The sequence below is a fragment of the Arthrobacter globiformis NBRC 12137 genome (genome assembly GCF_000238915.1).
In the GTDB taxonomy this organism is placed as follows: Bacteria; Actinomycetota; Actinomycetes; order Actinomycetales; family Micrococcaceae; genus Arthrobacter; species Arthrobacter globiformis.
On record NZ_BAEG01000074.1, the window covers coordinates 35,754 to 60,330 of the forward strand.

The 24,577-nt window shown below is 66.4% G+C and carries 17 protein-coding genes, 2 tRNA genes and 1 riboswitch; of the genes, 15 read left to right on the forward strand and 4 right to left on the reverse strand.

The features are described from left to right. Positions 1-31: 31 nt before the first annotated feature. Complete coding sequence (locus ARGLB_RS13580) at positions 32-1,189, forward strand: winged helix DNA-binding domain-containing protein (protein WP_003803387.1); 1,158 nt, start codon at positions 32-34, stop codon at positions 1,187-1,189. A 46-nt stretch (positions 1,190-1,235) separates the two neighbouring features. Here ARGLB_RS13580 and ARGLB_RS13585 read toward each other — a convergent pair. Continuing rightward, a tRNA-Gly gene (locus ARGLB_RS13585) sits at positions 1,236-1,309 on the reverse strand. Between the two features lie 139 nt (positions 1,310-1,448). Between ARGLB_RS13585 and ARGLB_RS13590 the strand changes: the two genes are divergently transcribed. From ARGLB_RS13590 to ARGLB_RS13615, 6 genes are all read left to right on the forward strand, one after another. Beyond that, positions 1,449-1,523, forward strand: a tRNA-Pro gene (locus ARGLB_RS13590). Between the two features lie 79 nt (positions 1,524-1,602). Then, positions 1,603-2,991, forward strand: a complete 1,389-nt coding sequence (gene tig / locus ARGLB_RS13595) for a trigger factor (protein WP_003803389.1) — start codon at positions 1,603-1,605, stop codon at positions 2,989-2,991. A 243-nt stretch (positions 2,992-3,234) separates the two neighbouring features. After that, a complete protein-coding gene (locus ARGLB_RS13600) occupies positions 3,235-3,849 on the forward strand; it encodes an ATP-dependent Clp protease proteolytic subunit (protein ID WP_003803391.1) in 615 nt (204 codons plus the stop codon). Positions 3,850-3,887: 38 nt separating this feature from the next. Further along, entirely contained in the window at positions 3,888-4,547 is a 660-nt protein-coding gene (locus ARGLB_RS13605) for an ATP-dependent Clp protease proteolytic subunit (protein WP_003803394.1), read from the forward strand. Positions 4,548-4,750: 203 nt separating this feature from the next. Next, positions 4,751-6,037, forward strand: a complete 1,287-nt coding sequence (gene clpX / locus ARGLB_RS13610; RefSeq protein WP_003803395.1) for an ATP-dependent Clp protease ATP-binding subunit ClpX — start codon at positions 4,751-4,753, stop codon at positions 6,035-6,037. 102 nt (positions 6,038-6,139) lie between these two features. Beyond that, positions 6,140-6,754, forward strand: a complete 615-nt coding sequence (locus ARGLB_RS13615; RefSeq protein ID WP_003803397.1) for a mycothiol-dependent nitroreductase Rv2466c family protein — start codon at positions 6,140-6,142, stop codon at positions 6,752-6,754. 385 nt (positions 6,755-7,139) lie between these two features. Here the strand turns inward: ARGLB_RS13615 and valS are convergent, their stop codons facing one another. Continuing rightward, complete coding sequence (valS, locus tag ARGLB_RS13620) at positions 7,140-9,761, reverse strand: valine--tRNA ligase (protein ID WP_003803399.1); 2,622 nt, start codon at positions 9,759-9,761, stop codon at positions 7,140-7,142. Between the two features lie 82 nt (positions 9,762-9,843). Between valS and ARGLB_RS13625 the strand changes: the two genes are divergently transcribed. Both ARGLB_RS13625 and ARGLB_RS13630 read left to right on the forward strand, forming a co-directional pair. Beyond that, entirely contained in the window at positions 9,844-10,218 is a 375-nt protein-coding gene (locus ARGLB_RS13625) for a DUF488 domain-containing protein (protein ID WP_003803401.1), read from the forward strand. Positions 10,219-10,295: 77 nt separating this feature from the next. Next, positions 10,296-11,075 carry an SDR family oxidoreductase gene (locus ARGLB_RS13630; RefSeq protein ID WP_003803403.1) on the forward strand — a complete coding sequence of 260 codons (780 nt, stop codon included), beginning with the start codon at positions 10,296-10,298 and terminating at the stop codon, positions 11,073-11,075. 9 nt (positions 11,076-11,084) lie between these two features. On the opposite strand, the gene ARGLB_RS13635 is transcribed toward ARGLB_RS13630, so the two are convergent. Beyond that, on the reverse strand, positions 11,085-12,167 hold the full coding sequence (locus ARGLB_RS13635; protein ID WP_003803405.1) for an endonuclease/exonuclease/phosphatase family protein: 1,083 nt from the start codon (positions 12,165-12,167) through the stop codon (positions 11,085-11,087). Positions 12,168-12,504: 337 nt separating this feature from the next. On the opposite strand from ARGLB_RS13635, the gene ileS reads away from it, so the two are divergent. The 4 genes from ileS to ndk are packed head-to-tail and all read left to right on the forward strand — an operon-like array spanning position 12,505 to position 18,124. After that, positions 12,505-15,834 (forward strand): isoleucine--tRNA ligase, encoded by a 3,330-nt coding sequence (gene ileS, locus ARGLB_RS13640; protein ID WP_003803406.1) that lies wholly within the window; start codon positions 12,505-12,507, stop codon positions 15,832-15,834. A 3-nt stretch (positions 15,835-15,837) separates the two neighbouring features. Then, positions 15,838-17,199, forward strand: coding sequence for a bifunctional folylpolyglutamate synthase/dihydrofolate synthase (locus ARGLB_RS13645; protein WP_003803408.1), 1,362 nt, complete (start codon positions 15,838-15,840; stop codon positions 17,197-17,199). Then, positions 17,199-17,663: a DUF4233 domain-containing protein gene (locus ARGLB_RS13650; RefSeq protein ID WP_003803410.1), complete on the forward strand. Its 465-nt coding sequence runs from the start codon at positions 17,199-17,201 to the stop codon at positions 17,661-17,663. The genes ARGLB_RS13645 and ARGLB_RS13650 overlap by 1 nt, the downstream gene beginning before the upstream one ends. Positions 17,664-17,704: 41 nt before the next feature. Continuing rightward, the gene (gene ndk, locus ARGLB_RS13655) at positions 17,705-18,124 is read left to right on the forward strand and encodes a nucleoside-diphosphate kinase (protein WP_003803412.1); all 420 of its coding nucleotides are present in this window, start codon (positions 17,705-17,707) and stop codon (positions 18,122-18,124) included. 131 nt (positions 18,125-18,255) lie between these two features. On the opposite strand, the gene ARGLB_RS13660 is transcribed toward ndk, so the two are convergent. Further along, positions 18,256-18,939, reverse strand: coding sequence for a vitamin K epoxide reductase family protein (locus ARGLB_RS13660; protein WP_003803415.1), 684 nt, complete (start codon positions 18,937-18,939; stop codon positions 18,256-18,258). A gap of 457 nt (positions 18,940-19,396) precedes the next feature. Here ARGLB_RS13660 and ARGLB_RS13665 point away from each other — a divergent pair, with 457 nt between their 5' ends. Next, positions 19,397-22,690 (forward strand): Rne/Rng family ribonuclease, encoded by a 3,294-nt coding sequence (locus ARGLB_RS13665; RefSeq protein ID WP_043419164.1) that lies wholly within the window; start codon positions 19,397-19,399, stop codon positions 22,688-22,690. Between the two features lie 215 nt (positions 22,691-22,905). After that, positions 22,906-23,002: riboswitch (TPP riboswitch) on the forward strand. After that, positions 22,985-24,550, forward strand: a complete 1,566-nt coding sequence (gene thiD, locus ARGLB_RS13670) for a bifunctional hydroxymethylpyrimidine kinase/phosphomethylpyrimidine kinase (RefSeq protein WP_175304993.1) — start codon at positions 22,985-22,987, stop codon at positions 24,548-24,550. It overlaps the preceding riboswitch by 18 nt. Positions 24,551-24,577: the final 27 nt, after the last annotated feature.

Below are 24,577 nucleotides of genomic sequence, written 5' to 3' on the forward strand. Positions count from 1 at the left end.
CCGGCCGGCTTCAGACGGGAGGTGACGGGCGGTGGCTGATGGGCCGGTACGGGAGTATTCGTGGGCGCAGGTCTGCGCCAGGCGCCTGGAGCGCCACTGGCTGGCGGCTCCTTCGCAAACAGCCACCCCGGCCGGCATCGTGCGGGCCATGTGCGGCGCGCACGCCCAGGTAATGCAGGCCGCAGAGTTGTCCGTAGGGATGCGCGGCGCAGGAATTTCCCGGTCCGACGTGCGCAAAGCACTCTGGGATGACGGAACCCTTGTCAGGACCTTCGGGCCACGCGGCACCGTGCACCTGCTGCCCGCGGCCGACCTCTCGCAGTGGACGGGCGCCCTGGGTGCCGTTCCGTCCCACCCGGCGCTGGGACAATTCCTGACGCCCGGCCAGACGGACCAGATCGTGGCCGCCATTGCAGACGCCCTGCGGGACAGCGAACTGACCGCCGATGAACTCAATGACGCCATAGTCGCCAGAACCGGCGCCTGGGCGGCTGAACCGGTGATGCCCGCCTTCCAGACCATGTGGCCTCGCTGGCGCGCGGCGATGGGGACCGCGGGCATCCGCGGGGCCCTGTCCTTTGGCGCCGGTAGGGGCAGGGCATCGACATACCGCGGCCCCGGGCAGCTGCTTCCCGGGTTCCGGCCGGCTGATGCCGCGCCGGCGCTTGGCTGGCTCCTCCGGGCCTACCTGCAGGCATACGGACCCGCTACGCCGGCACATTTCGCCCGCTGGCTGGCGGTTCCGCGCGAGTGGGCGTCCGGCCTCTTCGATGCCCACCGCGGAGAGCTGGCCCAGGTCACCGTGGCAGGGACGCTGGCCTGGGTGCTGCGGAGCGACGCCGGGGACATCGCCGCGGAACCGTCGGGCATCAGGCTGCTTCCCTACTTTGATTCATATGTGGTGGCAGGCCAGCCCCGGAATCTGCTGTTCCCGGGCGTGGCCAGTACCCGTGCCCTGGCCAGGGGGCAGGCAGGTAACTATCCCGTCATAGTCATCGACGGCGTCGTCCGCGGACTGTGGCACCAACGCCGGTCCGGAAAGAAACTGGAGATCACCGCGGAACTGTTTCAGCCGGCGGGGGCATCCCAGCTGGAGGAGCTGGCCCGGCAGGCGGAGCGGGTCGGGACCTTCCTCCAGGCCGAAGCGCGCCTCACCCTGGGCACCGTGGATGTCCGGGGCCACGCCTAGACCCGGTTAACGCGAAAGAGGCCCCTCATCGAGGGGCCTCTTTCAGTGGAGGGGACGACGGGAATCGAACCCGCGTAATCAGTTTGGAAGACTGAGGCTTTACCATTAAGCTACGTCCCCGAGGAAAGCGTTCCGGCGCACTGGCCTTTGGGCTTTTCTTCGGCGGCTGTTCAAGCCGGATATAACTAAACCTAATTCATGCCCCCAGTGTCAAATGTGCAATCGCGGCAGGGATGAACGTAGACTGTCCTGTGCATTACGGGGTGTAGCTCAGCTTGGCTAGAGCGCCTGCTTTGGGAGCAGGAAGTCGCAGGTTCAAATCCTGTCACCCCGACTCTGCGGCCCGGGCCCCAGGCCTGGTCACAACAACGCGTTTGCAGAACCCATCCAACAAAACCAGGAGTACTTAGACCGTGAAGAGCGCTGTCGAGAACCTCACCCCCACGCGGGTCAAGCTCAATGTTGAGGTCCCCTTTGAGGAATTGAAGCCCAGCATCGACGAGGCATACAAGACTGTTGCTTCGCAGATCCAGGTTCCTGGCTTCCGTAAGGGCAAGGTTCCCGCCAAGCTGATCGACCAGCGCGTCGGCCGCGGCTACGTACTGGAGACCGCCATCAACGAAGGCCTCAACGGCTGGTACCAGGCGGCCGTCCAGGAATCCGGCATCCGCCCGCTGAGCCGTCCCGAGGTTGAGATCACCGAGGTTCCGGACCCCTCCGCCACCGACGGCGAGCTGAAGTTCCAGGCCGAGGTCGACGTCCGCCCCGAAATCGAACTGCCCGACTACTCCGGCATCAAGGTCGAGGTTGCCGCAGCCGAGTCCTCCGACGCCGACGTCGACAAGGCCCTGGACGAGCTGCGCGGCCGCTTCGGCACGCTCAAGACCGTGGAGCGCCCGGCCGCTGACGGCGACTTCCTCAGCATCGACATCACCGCAAGCATCGACGGCGCCGAGGTGGACTCCGCTTCCGGCCTGTCCTACCAGGTTGGTGCAGGCACCATGCTCGAGGGCATGGACGAGGCCGTCACCGGCCTGAGCGCTGACGAGGACGCCATCTTCGACACCACCCTCGTGGGCGGCGACCACGCCGGCGAGTCCGCGCAGGTCAAGGTTGTCGTCAAGTCCGTCAAGGAGCGCGAGCTGCCCGAGGCGAACGATGACTTCGCCCAGCTGGCTTCCGAGTTCGATACGCTGGCCGAACTGCGCGAGGACCTCGCCAAGCAGGCCGCCGACTCCAAGGTCGTCGAACAGGGCGTCGAGGCCCGCGACAAGGTCCTGGACAAACTCGTTGAGCTGGTTGAGGTTCCGGTACCGGAATCCGTCGTCGAAGAGCAGCTCGAGCAGCACTTCAAGGCCGAGAACTCCCACGGTGAAGGCGAGCACGACACCGAAGAGCACCGCGCCGAGGTCAAGGCCAACACCGAGCGCGCCTTCCAGAACGAGATCATCCTCGACGCCATCGCGGAGAAGGAAGAAGTGGGCGTCAGCCAGAACGAGCTGATCGACTACATCGTCACCACCGCCAGCCAGTACGGCATGGACCCGAACCAGTTCGCCCAGATCATCGACCAGAGCGGCCAGGTTCCGATGATGGTTTCCGAGGTCCGCCGCCGTAAGGCGCTGGCCGTCGTCCTGGGCCAGGCCGAGGTCACCGACTCCGAGGGCAACAAGGTCGACCTGAGCGACTTCGTCCGCCCCGGCGGCGAAGAGGCTCAGGCCGTCGAAGCCGAAGCGGAAACCGAAGCTGAAGAGGCCGGCGAGACCGTCGCGAACGACGATCCCGCAGCCGTGAAGTTCTAGCAGCTGCACGTATCAGTGCCGCCAGCCCCCGGGTCCTCGGATCCGGGGGCTGGCGCGTTAACGGCCGGTGTACGGCTCCCGCGGGCAATCGTGCGCCGTCAGCGAACAGCGCGATTCCGACGAACAAATCCGCCCCGAAAGCGGTTAGTGTCCAAGTAGTGAAGTTCAGTGATGTCGTTCAGTGATGTCACCGTCACCAGCGAGAGGTAAGTACACATGTCACAGCAAGCAGCGGCCCCCCGCATGGCAACCGTCGATCCTGCAGCCCAGGACAACTACATCTACAACCGCCTGCTGAAAGAGCGCATCATCTGGCTTGGCTCCGAGGTCCGCGACGAGAACGCGAACGCCATCTGCTCACAGCTGCTGCTGCTGTCCGCCGAGGATCCCAACAAGGACATCTACCTCTACATCAACTCTCCCGGCGGCTCGGTGACGGCCGGCATGGCCATCTACGACACCATGCAGTTCATCCCCAACGACGTCGTTACCGTCGCCACCGGCCTGGCTGCCTCCATGGGACAGTTCCTGCTGTCCTCCGGCACCAAGGGCAAGCGGTACGCCACCCCGAACGCCCGCATCCTGATGCACCAGCCTTCCGGCGGCATCGGCGGAACGGCTTCGGACATCAAGATCCAGGCCGAGCTGATCCTTCACATGAAGAAGGTCATGGCTGAGCTCACGGCAGACCAGACCGGCCAGACCGTGGAAACCATCCTCAAGGACAACGACCGCGACAAGTGGTTCACCGCCACCGAAGCGCTCGAATATGGCTTCTTCGACAAGATCTCGGCGCACGCGGGATCTGTCGCCGGCGGCGGCGGAACCCAGAACGCGTCATCCAACGGCCAGAGCTAACCGGCATCACGACAGAACTGAATCCAGGAGCAATGAACATGAACTACAATTTCGGATCGTCTGCCGGTAACCTGCCGACAAGCCGCTACGTTCTGCCGCAGTTCGAGGAGCGCACGCCGTACGGCTTCAAGCGCCAGGACCCCTACACCAAGCTCTTCGAGGATCGCATCATCTTCCTCGGCGTCCAGGTGGACGACGCCTCTGCCGACGACGTTATGGCGCAGCTGCTGGTGCTGGAGTCCACGGACCCGGACCGCGACATCACCATCTACATCAACTCGCCAGGCGGTTCTTTCACCGCCATGACCGCCATTTACGACACCATGCAGTACATCCGCCCTGAGATCCAGACCGTGTGCCTGGGCCAGGCAGCAAGTGCCGCGGCCGTGCTGCTGGCCGCGGGAACGCCGGGCAAGCGGCTCGCACTGCCCAACGCGCGCGTTCTGATCCACCAGCCGGCGCTGTCCGGGGGCCAGGGCGGACAGGCGTCCGACCTGGAGATCCAGGCGGCCGAAGTCATGCGCATGCGGACCTGGCTGGAGGACACGCTGGCCAAGCACTCCGGCCGGACGCCGGAACAAGTCAACAACGACATCGAGCGGGACAAGATCCTCACCGCCGCGGAGGCGCAGGATTACGGCCTGATCGACCAGGTCCTCGATTCCCGCAAGATCAAGCCGCAGGCACTTGCCCGCTAAATGCGGGCCCGGGCCGGGTAAGTAGCAGTAACGGACGCCGGTGGGGTTTAGATTTTTGAACCGCACCGGCGTCCGGTTTCCACCCCTCGGGCCGAATGTGACCTAGAGTGGATGTAATCATTGCCGGATCCGCCAGGTAGGGCCGTGATTCCAGCAACCGGTGCAAAAGCTGCCCTTGCGGCAAGATACTAAGGGGTTCACATATGGCTCGGATTGGCGAGAGCGCGGATCTGCTCAAGTGCTCTTTCTGCGGCAAGAGCCAAAAGCAGGTGCGCAAGCTCATTGCCGGGCCCGGCGTCTACATCTGCGACGAGTGCATCGAGCTCTGCAACGAGATCATCGAGGAAGAACTCGCCGAGGTCGCCGATCTGGGCAGTTTCGAACTGCCCAAGCCCCGTGAGATCTTTGACTTCCTGCAGGAATACGTCATTGGCCAGGAACCGGCGAAGCGTTCCCTTGCCGTCGCGGTGTACAACCACTACAAGCGGATCCAGGCCGGCCATGCGCCCAAGAGCGGCACACTGGCGGACGGCGTGCACCACGACGACGTTGAAATCGCGAAGTCCAACATTCTCCTGATTGGCCCCACCGGCTGCGGCAAGACCTACCTTGCGCAGACCCTGGCGCGCCGGCTGAACGTGCCCTTTGCCGTTGCCGACGCCACCGCCCTGACCGAAGCCGGGTATGTGGGCGAAGACGTGGAGAACATCCTCCTCAAACTCATCCAGGCCGCCGACTACGACGTCAAGAAGGCCGAACAGGGCATCATCTACATCGACGAGATCGACAAGATCTCGCGCAAGAGCGAAAACCCCTCGATCACCCGCGACGTTTCGGGCGAGGGCGTGCAGCAGGCCCTGCTGAAGATCCTGGAAGGGACGGTTGCCTCGGTTCCCCCACAGGGCGGCCGCAAGCACCCGCACCAGGAATTCATCCAGATCGACACCACCAACGTCCTCTTCATCGTTGCCGGCGCCTTTGCCGGCCTGGAGGACATCATCGGTTCCCGCTCCGGACGCAAGGGCATCGGTTTCGGCGCGCCGCTGAACGAGGTCAAGAGCACCGACTCCTACGGTGAAGTGATGCCGGAAGACCTGCTGAAGTTCGGGCTTATTCCGGAATTCATCGGCCGCCTGCCGGTCATCACCACGGTGTCCAACCTTGACCGTCCGGCCCTGATCCAGATCCTGTCCACGCCCAAGAACGCCCTGGTCAAGCAGTACCAGAAGATGTTCCAGCTGGACGGCGTCGAGCTGGTGTTCGACGACGCCGCCCTGGACCTGATTGCCGACCAGGCCCTGGAGCGGGGAACCGGAGCCCGCGGACTGCGCGCCATCATGGAGGAAGTCCTCCTGCCGGTGATGTTCGACCTGCCCAGCAGGGACGACATCGCCAGCGTGGTCATCACGGCGGACGTCGTGGCCAAGAAGGCCCAGCCCACCATGATCACGCACGACGTCGTGGCCAAACGCCGCAACAAGTCCGCGTAGCCGGAATAAATCCGCCCGATCGGTCGCTGTTGATTAAGCGTGCTCTGCGAGCATGGCTTTGCGGCACGCCACACCCCGAAGACTTCCCTGAGGAGATTTGCTGTGTCTGAAACCGCCGCCAACAAGGCCGATTTCTGGTTCGACCCGCTCTGCCCGTTCGCCTGGATCACCTCCCGCTGGATCGGCGAGGTGGAGGCCGTCCGTGACATCACAACGGAGTGGCATGTGATGAGCCTGTCTGTGCTGAACGAAGGGCGCGACCTCGATCCCAAATACCGTGAAGCCATGGACAAGGCCTGGGGCCCGGTCCGGGTCATCATCGCCGCGCAGGAACAGCACGGCGGCCACGTGGTCAAGCCGCTGTATGACGCCATGGGATCGCAGATTCACGACGGCGGCCAGAAGGATTTCTCGATCGTCATCAGCAAGGCGCTGGCCGACTGCGGCCTCCCGGCTGAACTGGCAGCCGTTGCCGGCTCCGACGAATACGACGCCCAGCTGCGCGCCAGCCACGAAAAGGGCATCTCCCTGGTGGGCCAGGACGTCGGAACGCCGGTGGTGGCCTTCAACGGCACCGCGTTCTTCGGACCTGTCCTGACTCGTATTCCGCGGGGAGAGGAAGCCGGGAAGATCTGGGACGCGTCGGTGACCCTCGCGGCCTACCCGCACTTCTTCGAGATCAAGCGCAGCCGCACCGAAAGCCCTGCCTTCGACTGACCGTTTGAGCCCCGGCAGAACTACATCAGAGTAGTTCTGCCGGGGCTCTTGCGCATCCGGAACCGGAGGACAAAGATAGAACTTACCCACTTCGAAAGAAGTGAGACGCAAGAACCAAAGATTCAGTGACATGCTTCCAACGCAGCCTTCGGCAAAGTTAGAAGCAGGCTACCGGTGACAAGGTAGGAAGACCTGAAATTTCTGAGGATCTTGCCAGACTGTCAAAGATGTCACCAGACAGCCGAAAAGTCGAAGCCCCACCAACGGCAAAACGCTGATGGGGCTTCCCCTTTGCCCAAAAACAGTGGGCCAAAACCGAGGCCCAAAAACCGAAGCCCCACCAGCGTCAGGCTGATGGGGCTTCGAAGTGTTCGGCCTGGTCTAATCAGGCCTGCGCCGGCTCCTCGGCCGGGGCCAGCTCCACGTTGCTGACCGTAAGCTCGCCCTCGCCCGTGTTGAGCGAGATCTCCTGCGCGTTGGCCGCGGCCCTGAGGTCTCCGAGCCCTGCCTGAAGCTGGGCCACGAGCGACTCCGGGGCCGTAATCGTCGCCGACAGGACCTCGGTGCGCTGCTTGACCTTGGCCTCGGACTTGGCCTTGCGGATGCCGCTGAGCGCAATGCCCACGGTGCCCAGCATGCCGGTGTCGCCGTCGGTGATCTCCAGCGGCGCCGGCCACGCGGCACGGTGCACGGAACCGGTCCGCCACCAGCTCCAGACCTCTTCGGTGGCGAAGGGCAGGAACGGCGCGAAGAGGCGCAGCAGCGAATCCAGTGTGGTGGCCAGGGCTGCCAGCACGGAGGCCTGTTCGGTCTCGCCGGCGGCACCGTACGCGCGGTCCTTGATCAGTTCGACGTAGTCGTCGGTGAACTGCCAGAAGAACGATTCGCTGATCTGCAGAGCCCGGGCGTAGTCGTAGTTGTCGAACGCCTTGGTGGCCTGGGCGACGACGTCGGAGAGCTGCGCCAGCAATGCCCGGTCCAGGGGGTTGGTCAGGACGGACAGGTCCGTGGAGACCACCGAGTTTTCCGTGGCGCCAAGGTTCAGGACGAACTTCGAGGCGTTCAGCAGCTTGATGGCCAGGCGGCGGCCGATCTTCATCTGGGCGATCTCATAGGCCGTGTCGGCGCCCAGGCGTGCGGAGGCAGCCCAGTAGCGGACTGCATCGGAGCCGTACTCGTTCAGGACGTCCGTCGGCACCACCACGTTGCCCTTGGACTTGGACATCTTCTTCCGGTCCGGGTCCAGGATCCAGCCGGAGATGGCCGCATGCTTCCAGGGCGCGACGTCCTGCAGGGCGTCGGCGCGTACGGCGGAAGAGAACAGCCAGGTGCGGATGATGTCGTGCCCCTGCGGGCGCAGGTCGAACGGGAACACCTTGGCGAACAGGTCCTCGTCCCGGCTCCAGCCTCCCACGATCTGCGGGGTCAGGGAGGAAGTGGCCCAGGTGTCCAGCACGTCAGCGTCACCGGAGAAGCCGTTGGGCTGGTCGCGCTGGGATTCGTCGTAGCCCGGTGCGGCGTCGGCCGCAGGGTCCACCGGCAGCAGGTCGTCGGACGGGAGGACAGGGTTGTCGTAGTCCGGGTTGCCCTGGGCGTCCAGCGGGTACCAGACCGGGATCGGCACGCCGAAGAAGCGCTGGCGGGAGACCAGCCAGTCACCGTTGAGGCCCGCAATCCAGTTCTCATACCGGGAGCGCATGAAGGACGGGTGGAAGTCGATGTCCTGCCCGCGGCCGATCAGGCGTTCGCGGCGGTCCTCGTCGCGGCCGCCGTTGCGGATGTACCACTGGCGGGATGTGACCACCTCGAGGGGCTTGTCACCCTTCTCGAAGAAGTTCACCGGGTGGGTGATCTTCTTGGGCTCACCGTCGAGCAGGTCCGCTGTCGTGAGCAGCTCCACGACGGCCTCCTTGGCGGAGAAGACCGTCTTGCCGGCGATCGCGGCGTAGGCCTCGCGGCCGGCATCCGTGGTGATCCACTCCGGAGTCTCGCCGAGGATGCGGCCGTCGCGGCCCACGATCGCGCGGGTGGGGAGCTGGAGTTCGCGCCACCAGGTGACGTCGGTCAGGTCACCGAAGGTGCAGACCATCGCGATGCCGGAGCCCTTGTCCGCCTTGGCCAGCGGGTGCGCCTTGACCTCCAGTTCGACGTCGAACAGGGGGGACTTCACGGTCTTGCCGAACAGCGGCTGGTACCGTTCGTCGTCGGGGTTTGCCACCAGCGCGGCGCAGGCCGCGAGCAGTTCGGGACGGGTGGTCTCGATGAAGATCTTCTCGCCGTCGGCAGTGAAGAACGGGTAGCGGTAGTACGCGCCCGGCACCTCGCGGTCCTCAAGCTCGGCCTGGGCCACAGCGGTACGGAACGTGACGTCCCACAGCGTGGGGGCCTCGGCCATGTAGGCGTCGCCGGCGGCCAGGTTCGCGAGGAATGCGCGCTGGGAGACGGCCCGGGACGTGTCGTCGATGGTGCGGTAGGTGAGGTTCCAGTCAACGGACAGGCCCAGGGTCTGGAACAGGTTCTCGAAGACCTTCTCGTCCTCGACGGCCAGTTCTTCACACAGTTCGATGAAATTCTGGCGGGAGACGACGTCGAAGTCGCGCTGGTTCTTCGCCGGCTGCGCCGGCGGCTGGTAATCCGGGTTGTACGGGATGGCGGGATCGCAGCGGACACCGTAGTAGTTCTGGACGCGGCGCTCGGTGGGCAGGCCGTTGTCGTCCCAGCCCATGGGGTAGAAGACGTTCTTGCCGGTCATGCGCATGTAGCGTGCCTGCACGTCGGTCTGCGTGAAGGAGAACATGTGGCCCACGTGGAGGGAACCGGAAGCGGTGGGCGGAGGAGTGTCGATCGAGTAGACCTGTGCCCGGGTGGTGTCCGGGTCGAACCGGTAGGTTCCTTCCGCAAGCCAGCGCTGCGTGAGGGCGGCCTCCAGGCCTTCCAAAGCCGGCTTGTCGGGAACGTTGATGGGGGTTGTGGCGGGCGTGTCTGTACCCTGCGTTGATTCAGCCATGGAGCAATTGTTTCATGCCGGGCGTTTGTTTCCGGCCCGCAGTGCGTGCCCGCTGCCGGACGGCGGGAGTAGCATGCGGCCTATGGCCAAAGCACGCGCTTCCTTTGCGATCAAACGCATCTATGAGGAACCGGCGCACGACGACGGCTGCCGGGTTCTGGTGGACAGGCTCTGGCCGCGCGGGGTCAGCAAGGAACGGGCCCAGCTGGAGCTGTGGCTCAAGGGCGTCGCGCCGTCGCCGCCTCTGCGGCAGGAATTCGCCCACATGCAGGAGCGGTTCGCGGACTTCCGTGCCCGATACGAGGACGAACTGGCGGGCAATCCGGCGGTGGACCAGCTCGTGGACCTGGCGGCACAGCACGGGAAGGTGACGCTGCTGTACGCGGCCCGGGATCCGGAGGTGAACCATGCCAGGGTCCTGCTGGAGTTCCTGGCGGCGCGTGGTCGAGCCAAGTGAACCCTCCGAAAAAGGTCAGCGGTTCGCGGAAGTAAACATTGGGCTCGCCCACCTACGGTTGGCGCTAGGGTGGTGCCATGACTGAGGTATCCGCAAGCTCTGACGTGTCCAGCAACAAAGCCGCCCTCGTAACGGGTGCCAGCTCCGGCATTGGTGAGGCCACCGTGCGCGCGCTCCGTGCCGATGGCTGGACCGTGTACGCCGTCGCCCGCCGCCAGGAACGGCTGGCCGCGCTGGAAGCCGAGACCGGCGCCGTCGCCCTGGCCGCGGACATCGCCGAGGACGCGGATGTTGCCCGCCTGCTGGCAGACGTGACCTCCGCCGGCGGGATCGACACGCTGGTCAATATCGCCGGCGGTGCCCGCGGGGCGGACCGTGTGGGGCAGGCCGTGACCGACGACTGGGAGTGGATGTACCGCGTGAACGTCCTCGGCACCATGAAGCTCACGCGCGCCTTCCTGCCAATGCTGCGCGAAAACGGCGAGGGCACCGTCCTGAACCTGACCTCCACCGCCGGGCTGGATGCCTATGAAGGCGGGGGCGGCTACAACGCCGCGAAATTCGCCCAGCATGCCCTGACCGGGGCGCTGCGGCTGGAAGAGGCCGAGCACAACGTCCGGGTCATCGAGATCGCGCCCGGCCTGGTCCAGACCGAGGAATTCGCCCTCAACCGGCTCGGTGACGCTCAGGCCGCCAGCAAGGTGTACCAGGGCGTGGAGAAGCCGCTCACCGCGGGGGACGTGGCCGACGTGGTGCGCTACGCCGTGAGCGCACCGCACCACGTAAACCTCGACCAGATCGTCATCCGACCGGTGGCGCAGGCCTCGAACTACAAGCTGATCCGCAAACAGGCCTGAGGCCATCCTCTATCCGTTCGCGGGGACGTCCAGCGTGGCCAGCACGGCGGCATGGTCCGTCCCGGCGACGCGGTGCACGGCATAGCCCGACGCCGGAATGCGCGCGCTGGTGACCACGTGGTCGATGGTGATGCCGGGCAGCGGCCGGCCGTCCATCGGCCAGGTGGGCGTGAACCGCGCCCCGGATGCCGTGCCGACGTCCACCAGCTTCCGGCCACCCGGGCCGCCGTCGAGCAGCCTGCGGAACTCGGAGTGGTCGTAGGTGGCGTTGAAATCGCCGAGCAGGAGCTGGTTGCCCTGGCCGTCCGTCCCGATTCGGGCCACCAGGCGGCCCAGCGATTCCAGGTCGCTGCGCCACTGCCCCACGCGGCCAGCCACCGGCGGGACGGTGTGCACGTTCGTGACCTCGAGCGTGGCGGCCGCCCTTCCCGGGCTTGTGTTGCCGGAGGTGGTGTTGCCGGCACCCGCAACGGGCACTGTCAGCCGGAAGGTCGGAATCTGGAACGGCCTGTCGGGAATCAGCCCGATGGCCTGGATGGGGTGTTTTGAGTACGTTGCGCTGCCGGAGCCGTTGTCCACGGGGCTGCTGATCCGGTTGGGAAGGAGGGTTCCCAGTCCCTCGGCGGCGAGCCGGTCTTCCAGCGCCTGGGTGTGCTCCTGGATGGCGAGCAGTTCCACCCCGTTGTCCCGTACCAGCCGGACGATTTCGGCGGCGTCGGCCCTGCCGAAGCGGGAATTGATGCTCATCACGGTCAAAGGAACCGTACTGCCGGGATCGGAGGCGCCGGCACCCGTCCGGCCTGCCTCCGTTTGTCCTGCGCCGTCCTGTACCGCGTCCGCTCTACCCGCGTCCGGCGTCCACAGCCAGAAGAGCTGGGCTCCGAGGAGCAGTACGGCAGCGGCCGTGACCACGGGCCGCCGGCCCAGCAACGCCAGGGCAAGTGCTAGGGCGGCAGGAATCACCAGCCACGGCGTAAAGGACAGCAGCTGCACCACCTGCGTGGGCCACTCGGCCGGGATGGCACGGAACACCGAAAGCGCTGCGACCGGCAGGAGAATGCAGAGCGCAAACACCCGGGCCGAAGCAGTCATGGACCGAGTCTAGGCCGACGGCGCTCATGGTTGTGGCCGCCGCGGCCACAGCAGTTAGACTGGATCCAACAGCTTTGACCCGGCAATCACCGGTGAGCTTCCGGAAGAACACCCGGCCCGCGGTGCTGACAACCGATCGCGGGGGACCAGGCCAGTAGAACCGGACGGGTAAGCCCGTCACAGCAGCAAATGAGCGGCCGCCGTCGAACCCCCCCCGGGGTTGGGCAGCGGTAAGTGAGGTGGTACCGCGGTGCCGGTGCAGTCGCATGACTGCGGACGCGCCGTCCTCGCATCCTGAATGTTCCACTTGTTCACCAGCTCAACCCAGGATGTCGAGATGACGTATTACCCCAAGGCCTCAGCAGTCCCGTCCGGTCCGGGCTCCTCTGCAGGAGTGTCCGCCTCCGTGAAGTTCCCGGAGATCGAGGAGCGGATCCTCAAGTACTGGGATGAGGACGGTACCTTCCAGGCAAGCATCGACCAGCGCAGCGCCGACCTTCCCGGCGGCGCCCCAGGCAGCAACGAATTCGTCTTCTACGACGGCCCGCCCTTCGCCAACGGCCTGCCGCACTACGGCCACCTGCTCACCGGCTACGCCAAGGACCTGGTGGGCCGCTACCAGACGCAGCGCGGAAAACGCGTTGAACGCCGCTTCGGCTGGGACACCCACGGCCTGCCCGCCGAGCTGGAAGCCATGAAGCAGCTGGGCATGACGGACAAGACCCAGATCGAGGCCATGGGCATCGACAAGTTCAACGACGCCTGCCGCGCCTCCGTCATGAAGTACGCCAACGAATGGCAGGCGTACGTTACCCGCCAGGCCCGCTGGGTGGACTTCGACAACGACTACAAGACACTCAACGTCGAGTACATGGAGTCCGTGCTGTGGGCTTTCAAGCAGCTTCACGAGAAGGGCCTGACGTACAACGGCTACCGCGTGCTGCCGTACTGCTGGAAGGACGAGACGCCGCTGTCCAACCATGAGCTGCGCATGGATGACGACGTCTACAAGAACCGCCAGGACCAGACCGTCACGGTGACCTTCCCCGTCAAGGCGGGGGAGTCGGAACTGTCCCGGCAGCTGGCCGGTGTGCAGGCGCTCGCCTGGACCACCACGCCCTGGACGCTGCCCACCAACCTGGCGCTCGCCGTCGGGCCTTCCATCAGCTACGCCGTGCTGCCCGCCGGACCGAACGGCGTCAAGGCCGCCTCGGCGGAGGCGCCGGTCACCGGCAGCTTCCTGCTCGCCGAAGACCTGCTGGGCACTTACGCCAAGGACCTGGGGTACGACGACGCCGCTGCCGCGGCCGCCGCCGTCACGTCCACCCACACCGGCGCCGAACTCGAGGGACTCACCTACGAGCCGCTCTGGCACGACTTCGCCGACACCGAAAAGTACGGCACCCAGAACGCCTGGCAGTTCCTCGTGGCCGACTACGTCACCACCACCGACGGCACCGGCATCGTCCACCAGGCCCCGGCCTACGGTGAAGACGACCAGAAGGTCTGCGAGGAAGCCGGCATCCCCGTGGTCCTCTCCGTGGACGAGGGCGCCAAATTCCTGCACCTGTTCGCCCACGGCGACCTGCACGACATCGTCGGGCTGCAGGTCTTCGAGGCCAACAAGCCGATCACCCAGGTGCTCCGTGCCCAGGGCCGCCTGGTCCGCCAGGCCAGCTACGAGCACAGCTACCCGCACTGCTGGCGCTGCCGCAACCCCCTGATCTACCGCGCAGTCTCCTCCTGGTACGTCGAGGTCACCAAGTTCCGCGACCGGATGTCCGAGCTGAACCAGGAGATCAACTGGATCCCCGGCAACGTCAAGGACGGCCAGTTCGGCAAGTGGCTCGCCAACGCCCGCGACTGGTCCATCAGCCGCAACCGCTACTGGGGCAGCCCCATCCCGGTGTGGCAGTCCAGCGATCCCGAGTACCCGCGCACGGACGTGTACGGCTCCCTCGCGGAAATCGAGGCCGACTTCGGCCGGCTGCCGCTGAACAAGGATGGCCTGGTGGACCTGCACAGGCCGTTCATCGACGAGCTGACCCGGCCCAACCCGGACGATCCCCGCACCCCCGAAGAGGGCCAGTCCGTCATGCGCCGCGTGGAGGACGTGCTGGATGTCTGGTTCGACTCCGGCTCCATGCCTTACGGCCAGGTGCACTACCCGTTCGAGAACGAGGCCTGGTTCGACACCCACAACCCGGCCGACTTCATCGTGGAGTACATCGGACAGACCCGCGGCTGGTTCTACATGCTGCACATCCTGTCCACCGCGCTGTTTGACCGCCCGGCCTTCCGGAACGTCATCAGCCACGGCATCGTGCTGGGCTCCGACGGCCAGAAGATGTCCAAGAGCCTGCGCAACTACCCGGACGTCTCCGAAGTGCTGGACCGTGACGGCTCCGACGCCATGCGCTGGTTCCTCATGTCCAGCCCCATTCTGCGCGGCGGCAACCTCGTGGTCACCGAACAGGGCATCCGCGACGGCGTCCGCCAGGTCATCCTGCCGCTGTGGAACGTGTACAGCTTCTTCACCCTGTACACCAACGCTGCTGCCGGAGGTCAGGGCTACGACGCCAAGCTGCGCTACGACGGCTATTCCGACACACTGGACCAGTACCTGCTGGCCAACACCGGCGACCTCGTCCGGAACATGACAGCCCAGCTGGACACCTACGACATCTCCGGGGCCTGCGACGAACTCCGCAGCTACCTGGACATGCTCACCAACTGGTACGTCCGCCGCAGCCGGCAGCGCTTCTTTGACGAGAGCGCCGACGCCTTCGACGCCCTCTACACCGCCCTGGAGGCTGTCTGCCGCGTGGCTGCGCCGCTGCTGCCGCTGGTCTCCGAGGAGATCTGGCGCGGCCTCACCGGCGGCCGCTCCGTGCACCTCGCCGACTGGCCGGACCCGCAGCTGTTCCCGTCCAACGCCGCCCTGGTCGAAGCCATGGACCGCGTGCAGCAGATCTGCTCCACCGGCTCCTCGCTCCGGAAGGCCGCCAACCTGCGCGTCCGACTGCCGCTGCAGGAACTGACCGTCGTGGCACCCGGCGCAGATGCGCTGGAAGGCTTTGCCGCCGTCGTTGCCGACGAACTGAACCTGCGCTCGGTCCGCCTGCTGGATGCCGCCAGCGCCTCTCCGGAGGAGTTCGGCATCGAGCAGAAACTCGTGGTCAACGCCCGGGCCGCCGGCCCGCGCCTCGGCAAGAACGTGCAGCTGGCCATCAAGGGGTCCAAGTCCGGCGACTGGTCCGTCTCCGACGCCGGTGTGGTCACCGCGGGCGGCCTTGAGCTGGAACCGCAGGAATACACGCTGGAGACCGTGGTGGCAGAGTCCGACGGCGGTTCCGCAGCTGCGTCTTCTGCTGCCGCAGTGCTCCCCACCGGCGGCTTCGTGGTTCTGAACACCGAGGTCACCCCCGAGCTCGAGGCCGAAGGCCTGGCCCGTGACATGGTCCGTGCCATCCAGCAGGCGCGCAAGGACGCCGCGCTGAACGTGAGTGACCGGATCCGGACCACCGTGAACGCCGCGCAGAACGTCATCGACGCCCTGCTGGCGAACGCCGAACTGGTGAAGACCGAAACGCTGACACTCGAGCTGGAGGCCGTGCCGGCCGACGCGGCGGAACCGCGCATCACTGTCGAAAAAGTGGGGGCCTGAGACATGACCGACGAATTCTCCGTGGAGAGCGTCTACGCCGAGCTGCTGGGCCGGGCGCCGGAAAACAAAATGGAGCCCCGGCTTGCGCCGCTGTTCCGGGCCATGGATGTGCTGGGTGAGCCGAACAAGGCCTATCCGATCATCCACATCACCGGAACCAACGGCAAAACGTCCACGGCCCGGATGATCGAGGCCGGCCTGCGCGCCCACGGCCTCAGCACCGGGCGCTACACCAGCCCGCACCTGTCCAAGGTGACGGAGCGGATCAGCCTGGACGGCGCGCCCGTCTCCGACGAGACGTTCGTGCGCATCTGGGACGAGATCCGGCCCTACCTGCAGATCGTCGACGACGAACTCACCGCCGAGGGCCAGCCCCGGCTGACGTACTTCGAGTGCCTGACCATCCTGGCTTTCGCCGTGTTCGCCGACCAGCCGGTCAACGTGGCGATCATGGAGGTGGGGCTCGGCGGCATCACCGACGCCACCAACGTGGGCGACGGCCAGGTGTCCGTGGTGACCCCGATCTCCCTCGACCACACCGACCTGCTGGGCGACACCACCGAGGACATCGCCTACGAGAAAGCCGGCATCATCAAGCCCGGCGGCTTCCTCGTCAGCGCGGCCCAGCCGCTGGATGCCGCGCAGGTCCTGCTGGAGAAGGCCAAGGAGGTGCAGGTACCGTTCCGCTTCGAAGGCGTGGAATTCGGCGTCGAGTCGCGGCAGGTCGCCGTCGGCGGCCAGGTGGTGACCGTCCAGGGCATCGCCGGACGCTACCCGGACCTCATGGTTCCGCTGCACGGTGCCCACCAGGCCGAGAACGCCGCCGTGGCCGTGGCGGCCCTGGAGGCGTTCCTTGGCGGCGGGGAGAAGGAGCTGTCCCTGGAGGTCCTGCAGGAGGCATTCGCCACCGTCTCGTCCCCGGGCCGGCTCGAGGTTGTGCGGACAGCCCCCACCATCATCGTGGACGCTGCCCACAACCCGGACGGCATCCGGGCCTCGGCCGAGGCAATCCAGGAGGCCTTCAGCTTCAGCAAGCTGGTGGTCGTGGTGGGCGTGCTCAAGGAAAAGGACGCCGCGGAGATCCTGCGCCAGCTCAAGGAATCACTGGGCGACCTCGCGGAGGAATTCTGCTTCACCCAGTCCAATTCGCCGCGGGCGGTACCCGCAGCGGAGCTGGCGGAGCTCGCCGTCGACCTCGGCTTTGGCGAGGAAAACGTGCACATCGCCGAGAAGCTGGACGACGCACTGGAGTGGGCCGTTGAGCGCGCCGAAGCCAACGACGACCTCGCCGGCGGCGTGCTGGTGACCGGTTCGATCACACTGGTGGCGGACGCCCGCATCCTGCTTGGCAAGGCAGCCGCCTGATGGCGCGGCTCACCAAGTCCCAGCGTGAATGGCGCCCGGGGATGCCCAAGAAACGCCGGTCCACCAAGGTCATGTTCGCCTCGACGGTCCTGCTGCTGGAAGCCTTCGTGGTCTTCTTCGCCACGCTGGCCGTATTCGGCCTGCGCCGTGCCGAGATCTCCCCGGCGCTGATCCTGTCCGTGGGCATCGGACTGAGCGTGGTGCTGATCCTGGCCTGCGCCGTGCTGTCCAAGCCCTGGGGCATCGGGCTGGGCTGGCTCCTGCAGCTGGTGCTGATCCTCAGCGGCTTCGCGGAACCTATGATGTTCCTTGTGGGCGCGCTGTTTGCCCTCGCCTGGTGGTACGGCATCCGGGCAGGCATCCGGATTGACCGCGAGTCCGCCCAGCGGGACCGCGAGCAGGCCGAGTGGGAGGCCGCCCACCCTGAGGCCTCCGGCAATGAAGGCACCGACCAGACCCCGTAGACTTACCGTCGAAACCCACAACCAACCTCATTGGAGCACCTGTGAGCATTGAGCGCACCCTTGTCCTGATCAAGCCGGACGGCGTCACCCGCAACCTGACGGGCGAAATCCTCAAGAGGATCGAAGCCAAGGGCTACACCCTTGCCGAACTCAAGAAGACCAACGCCAGCCGGGAACTGCTCGAGCAGCACTACGAGGAGCACGTGGGCAAGCCGTTCTACGAGCCGCTCGTGGAGTTCATGCTCAGCGGCCCCGTCGTCGCAGCGATCTTCGAAGGCCACCGTGTCATTGAAGGCTTCCGGTCGCTGGCCGGCACCACCGACCCCACGACGGCGGCCCCCGGCACCATCCGCGGCGACTTCGGCCGCGACTGGGGCCTGAAGGTCCAGCAGAACCTCGTCCACGGCTCGGACTCCGTGGACTCGGCCGAGCGCGAAATCAAGATCTGGTTCCAGGCCTAAGCCTCCCGCCAGTTAAGCGCGCCGGCAGGTCAGGCGCGAACGTACAGTTGTGGCCCCTCACTCCTCGGCAGTGGGGGGCCACAACTGTACGTTCGCGCAATTGAGCGGGGCCCAAGTGTGCGTTCGCGCTGCTAGAAGCCTGAGGTGCCGGCGAACACCTGGATGAAGGCGAAGAAGATCGTCGCAATCACGGCAACATAGAGCAGCGCCGTGATGATCCAGCCCGAGTCGCCCAGGATCCGGGCCAGGCCCGCCGGTGCCGGAATCACGCCGTGGACCACATTCCGCACGGTCACCCAGACAAAAAGCGGAATCATCGCTGCCCAGACAACCATGCAGAACGGGCACAGGATGCGGATGGAGTACAGGGCCTGGGACCACAGCCACACCACGAAGATGAAGCCGAGCGTGATGCCGGCCTGCAGCCCGAGCCAGTACCAGCGGGCGAACCGGGCGCCGGCAAGCAGCGCCATTCCCGCGGTGATCGTGACGGCGAAGGCGACAATTCCGATGAACATGTTCGGGAATCCGAAGAGTGAACTCTGCCACGTCTGCATGACCTGCCCGCAGGAAATCCAGGGGTTCACGTCGCAGACGGTGGCGTGGTTGGGATCCTTGAGGACCTCGAGCTTTTCCAGCACCAGGATGCCCGATGCCAGCCAGCCCACGACGCCGGTGATGACCAGCAGCCAGCCGAAGGGGCGGTCGCGTGTCATGGCCGGTACGGCGGCACCGGCCCGTGCCGCGGCGGGCCCGGCACCGTCCTGGTGGTCCTGTTCGTAGTCCGTGCCTGTCGAAGGCGGTATGCGTGGCATGGGATGGCGTCCTTTGTCCGGGGTGCTCCTGCCCAGATTGTATCGCCGCCAGCTTGGGGCAGTCTGTACTCACCGCCAAAGGCCGCATTGACCGGCTTTGTCACACAATTACAGCGTATTTGAACGGCAATATGAGAGAATAAACGTGGCTGGAGAGCGAACCACATTCGAACTCCAGTCCGGTGGCTTGTTCCCAAGACCGCCAATGAGCAGTGGTGCAGGCTTTGGAAAGAAGATCCAGCCTCCCACCTTCCATTGGACGGCACCTGGTTGTGGATGTCAGAAACAACGGGTTCCAGTAACAATCCCGCCGGCCTGTCAGGCCTGCCGCACCCCACTGCCGGTGCGAGCCTGCTGGTATCCAATTGACTTCTGTCAATGCCTGCGGGTTTTGACAATATGTGCCCCAATGGGTGCCGAATGTGGCGGTACGTCAGGGGCAGGAGTGTTGCCACATATGGATAATGACCAGGTTATAGCCGTGAATGTTGAACCGGCTGCCGCCGGCGAAGCCGCTGAGGCTCCCAAGAAAGCCACCAGGACACGGCGCAAGGCGCCGCCCAAGGCCACAGCAGCGGACGCGGAGTCCGCGGCCTCGCCTGACACTGCAGTGGCTGATGCCGCAGTGGCTGATGCCGCAGTGACGGAGTCCGCTGTCGCCGAAGGCGCCGAGGCCCCGGCCAAGACCCCGGTGCGCCGGACCCGCGCCCGGAAGAAGGTTGCCGAAGAGCCGTTGCCCGCGTTTGCGGAAGCCGCCGGGGCCGAAGTTGACGTGAAGGAAGCCGGCGAACAGGCAGCCGCCACGGAGCAGGCAGTCGAGGCTGCGGCCGCTCCGGCCGCCGAGGAACCTTCTGCCGAGTCAAAGCCTGTGCGCCGCCGCCGGGCAACAAAACCGAAAGCCGCGGAGCCGGCCGAAAGCCCCGTTGAGCAGGCGGAGTCTGCCGAGCCTGCCGCCGCCGCGACTGCCACTGAGACGGCGCTAACCGGCCGGACGGAGGTGCCCGCCCCGGCTGCTGGCGCCCCTGCAGCCCAGGCAGCGCCGGCCGGAGCAGCCCCTGCCGAACAGGCGGCTGCACAGGAAGCCGGTGCCGAGGAAGAGCCCGAAGAAGAGGCTGCAGGGCAGTCGCCCCTGGGTTCGCTCTTCCTGGAGCCTGCCTCAGTTACATCGATCATCTTCCAGGCCCCTGACCTGAACACCGTCATCCGCCCTGCCGCTCCCGCCAAAGAGGACGTGGCAGCCGAGGAGGGCGAGGACGAGCTGGAGGACGAGGGCGGCCGCCGCCGGCGGCGCAGCCGCGGCCGCCGCGGCCGCAGCCGGACCGACCGCGAGCTTACCGACGGCGATGAGGGAACTGACGATTCTGACGAAGCCGGCGAAGACGAGGGGGCGCAGCCGGAAGACGGCGTGACGTCCCGCCGTCGCCGCCGCCGCCGCCGCGGTGACCAGGACCTGGAACTGACCGGCGGGGGAGACGACGATCCCCCCAACACGGTCACCCGCGTCCGTGCCCCGCGGACCATCAGCGAGGCGCCGGCGAGCAACCGCGTCACCAGCGTCAAGGGTTCCACCCGCCTGGAGGCCAAGAAGCAGCGCCGCCGCGAATCGCGGGACACGGGCCGCCGCCGCACCGTGATTACCGAGGCCGAGTTCCTGGCCCGTCGGGAATCCGTGGACCGCCAGATGATCGTCCGCCAGCGCGACGACAGAATCCAGATCGGTGTCCTGGAGGACGGGGTCCTGGCTGAGCATTTCGTCTCCAAGACGCAGCAGGACTCCCTGATCGGCAACGTCTACCTGGGCAAGGTCCAGAACGTCCTGCCGTCCATGGAAGCCGCTTTCGTGGACATCGGACGCGGCCGCAACGCCGTGCTCTACGCCGGTGAGGTCAACTGGGACGCAGCCACCCTTGAAGGCAAGCAGCGCCGGATCGAAAACGCGCTGAAGTCCGGCGACTCCGTCCTGGTCCAGGTGACCAAGGACCCCGTGGGCCACAAGGGTGCACGGCTCACCAGCCAGATCTCCCTGCCCGGCCGGTACCTCGTGTATGTCCCCGGCGGGTCCATGACCGGCATCTCCCGCAAGCTGCCCGACGTCGAACGGAACCGCCTGAAGCGGATCCTCAAGGACCGCCTCCCCGAGGACGCGGGCGTCATTGTGCGGACGGCCGCTGAAGGCGCCTCCGAAGAGGAACTGACCCACGACATCAACCGTCTCCGTGCCCAGTGGGAGGGGATTGAGAGCCAGGCGAAGTCCACCAAGGTACTCGCCCCCGAACTGCTCTACGGTGAACCGGACCTGACCATCAAGGTTGTGCGGGACGTCTTCAACGAGGACTTCTCCAAGCTGATCGTGTCCGGCGACGAAGCGTGGGACACCATCGAGGCCTACGTCACCTACGTTGCTCCGGACCTGGTGGGCCGGCTCGAAAAGTGGACCAAGGACGAGGACATCTTCTCCGCCTGGCGCATTGACGAGCAGATCCACAAGGCACTGGACCGCAAGGTATTCCTGCCGTCCGGCGGCTCGCTGGTCATTGACCGGACCGAGGCCATGACCGTTGTTGACGTCAACACCGGCAAGTTCACCGGCAGCGGCGGCAATCTCGAAGAGACAGTCACCAAGAACAACCTGGAAGCAGCCGAGGAAGTTGTCCGCCAGCTGCGGCTGCGCGACATTGGCGGCATCATCGTCATCGACTTCATCGACATGGTGCTGGAATCCAACCGCGACCTTGTCCTGCGCCGCCTGGTGGAATGCCTGGGCCGCGACCGGACAAAGCACCAGGTGGCCGAAGTGACCTCCCTGGGACTCGTGCAGATGACGCGCAAGCGCATGGGCACCGGCCTCCTGGAAGTCTTCGGCGAGCAGTGCGAGGCATGCGCCGGCCGGGGCGTCGTCACCCATGACGAGCCGGTGGAGCACCGCCGCGCCAACACCGTGGCCGCGGAGCACCACGTGCACCGCGCAGAGGTCCAGCCCCCTGCCCGGTCCGAGCGGAAGCGCCGCCGCGGCAAGGGTGGACAGCCGTCCTTCGAGACTGCCCCGGCTGCCCCTGCTGCCGTGCACCATCCGGAACCGTCGGAAGCAGAACGCCATGCCAAGGCTGAAGCGACCCGCGCTGCCCTTGCCAACATCGCGGCAGCGGCCCACGCCGCCCACTTGCACGAGGAAGCAGCGCACAGCGCCGCAGCGTCGGGTGAGGCCGCACGGCCGGCTGCACCCGCGGCCGCAGCACCGGAAAGCCCCGTGGTGCACCGCGCTCCGGAAACGGAGAGCGTCTCCGGACGGCCCGGTGCTGTGCTCACCTTCGGCGGCGAGAAAGTCATTCTTCCGTTTGTGGATCACAGCGAGGAGCCGGTTAAGGAAGAGCCGGCCCTGACGCTGCACCGCCTGGAGGAAGCCTTCGCGCACCTCGGTGCTCCGGCCGCCCCCGCCCCCGCCGAGGAGGAGCATGCTCCTGCCATGGCGCGGCCTGCCAGCCAGCAGCCGGAAGCCCAGCGCGCCGAAAGCGCCGCCGAGCCGTCGCGCAGCCGCCGTCCGCGCCGCAACCGCAGTGCCAGCCGCGCCCAGGGTGCAGCCAACGAGACATCCGTGGAACACCACGAGGTTGCTCCGGTGGCCGCTGCCGGGCACTCGCACGAGGCCAAGGCGCCGGAGGCGGGCGATGCACAGGGAGCCCCCAAGGCGGCTCAGCAGCCCGCCAGCGAACCGATCATCCTGGGCGTCGGGGTGCCCGCCTCAGAGCTCTAGGACCTGCGAACTCTGAGCTGACTCATGGAAAGGTCCGGCACCGCGCCTGCGGTGCCGGACCTTTCTGGGTCCGGGGGATGTGGCGCGGGCCAGGGTCCGGCGGATGTGGCACCGGCCAGTGCATGGGTCAATGTCCAGGCGGCGGGGCACAGACCGCGGAAGCCTGTCGCAAACGTCAAATTCCGTGTCCCGGCCCGGACGAACCGCTAGGCTGGGGGACTGACACGGGGTGCCGCGCACGGGCCGGCTGAGATCCAAACCCGTTGAACCTGTCCGGTTAGCACCGGCGAAGGGATGTCTTCCTTGTCATCAGCATCACTCCTGCCCGCACCCGCGGCTGCCGCCGGTTCCCTTCTGGAAACCGTGGCGCCGCCCGGCCGGACCTCCCGCGACGTTCCCCGGGTCCTTGCCATTGCGGGGTCGGATCCGTCCGGCGGCGCAGGCATACAGGCCGACCTGAAGAGTATTGCGGCCCACGGTGGCTACGGAATGGCCGCCATAACGGCCCTCACTGCCCAGAACACCACCGGCGTGCGCGGCGTGCACGTTCCGCCGGCAACCTTCCTGTCAGCGCAACTGGATGCCGTCAGCGACGACATCCAGGTGGACGCCGTGAAGATCGGCATGCTGGGCGATGCACACGTGATTGCCGCAGTCCGCGGCTGGCTCGAAAAGGTGCGGCCCGGCGTCGTGGTTGTGGATCCGGTGCTGGTGGCCACCAGCGGTGACCGCCTCCTGCAGGAGTCCGCGGAGGCAGCCCTCGGCGAACTGCTGCCGCTGGCGGACCTGATCACCCCCAACCTGCCCGAACTGGCCATGCTGCTCGGGGAACCGGAGGCCGCGGACTGGCCCGCCGCCCTTGACCAGGGCAGGCGGCTAGCGGCCCGGACCGGTGCCACGGTCCTTGTCAAAGGCGGTCACCTGAACGGCTCAACCTGCCCGGATGCCCTCGTGAACACGGCCGGGCTGCTGTCTGCTGAGGTGGTGGAGTTTGCCGGCGAACGGATTAGCACGCGGAACAGCCACGGCACCGGGTGCTCGCTCTCCTCGGCCATGGCCACGGCCCAGGCACGGCTGGGCGACTGGGAGGCGTCCCTGCGGGCGGTCAAGCCCTGGCTGGCCGGGGCGCTCCGTACCTCCGGGCAGCTAGAGGTCGGCGCAGGCAACGGACCGATCAACCACTTCCACCACCTGGCCCAGTCCGAACGGAAGGGCGGGTTCGCGGAACTGCTGCGCGCCGAGACCGTTGCCGACCTGGAAGCCATCTATGGCCTGGGCTTCATCCGTGGACTCGCCGAAGGCACCCTGGCGGAGCGGGAATTCGCGTACTACCTGGCCCAGGATGCCATTTACCTCAACGGCTACTCCCGTGTGCTGGCGCGGGCCAGCGCACTCGCGCCAACCGAGTCCGAGCAGCTGTTCTGGGCGCACTCAGCCCAGCAATGCCTGGAGGTTGAATCGGAACTGCACCGCAACTGGCTCAGCACGCGCTCCGTGCAGACGGAACTTGGCCCGGTCACGAAGGCGTATGTGGATCATCTGGTCGCAGCTTCGGCGGGCGGCAGTTACGCGGTGCTGGTAGCCGCCGTCCTGCCCTGCTTCTGGCTGTACGCCGAGGTGGGGGAAACCCTGCACGCCGAATATGTGGCCGCCGGGGCGCAGGCCGGGCACCCTTACGCCGAGTGGCTGCGGACCTACGCCGACGAGGAGTTCGCCGCCGCGACCCTGCGGGCCATCGAAATCGCCGACGACGCCGGCCGTGCCGCGTCGGCAGGGGAGCGTGAAGCGATGATCACCGCGTTCCGGCAGTCCTGCCGCTACGAGGTGGAATTCTTCGACGCGCCGAGCCGTCACAGCTGAGCGGAAACGGGCGCTGCGCCGGGTAAG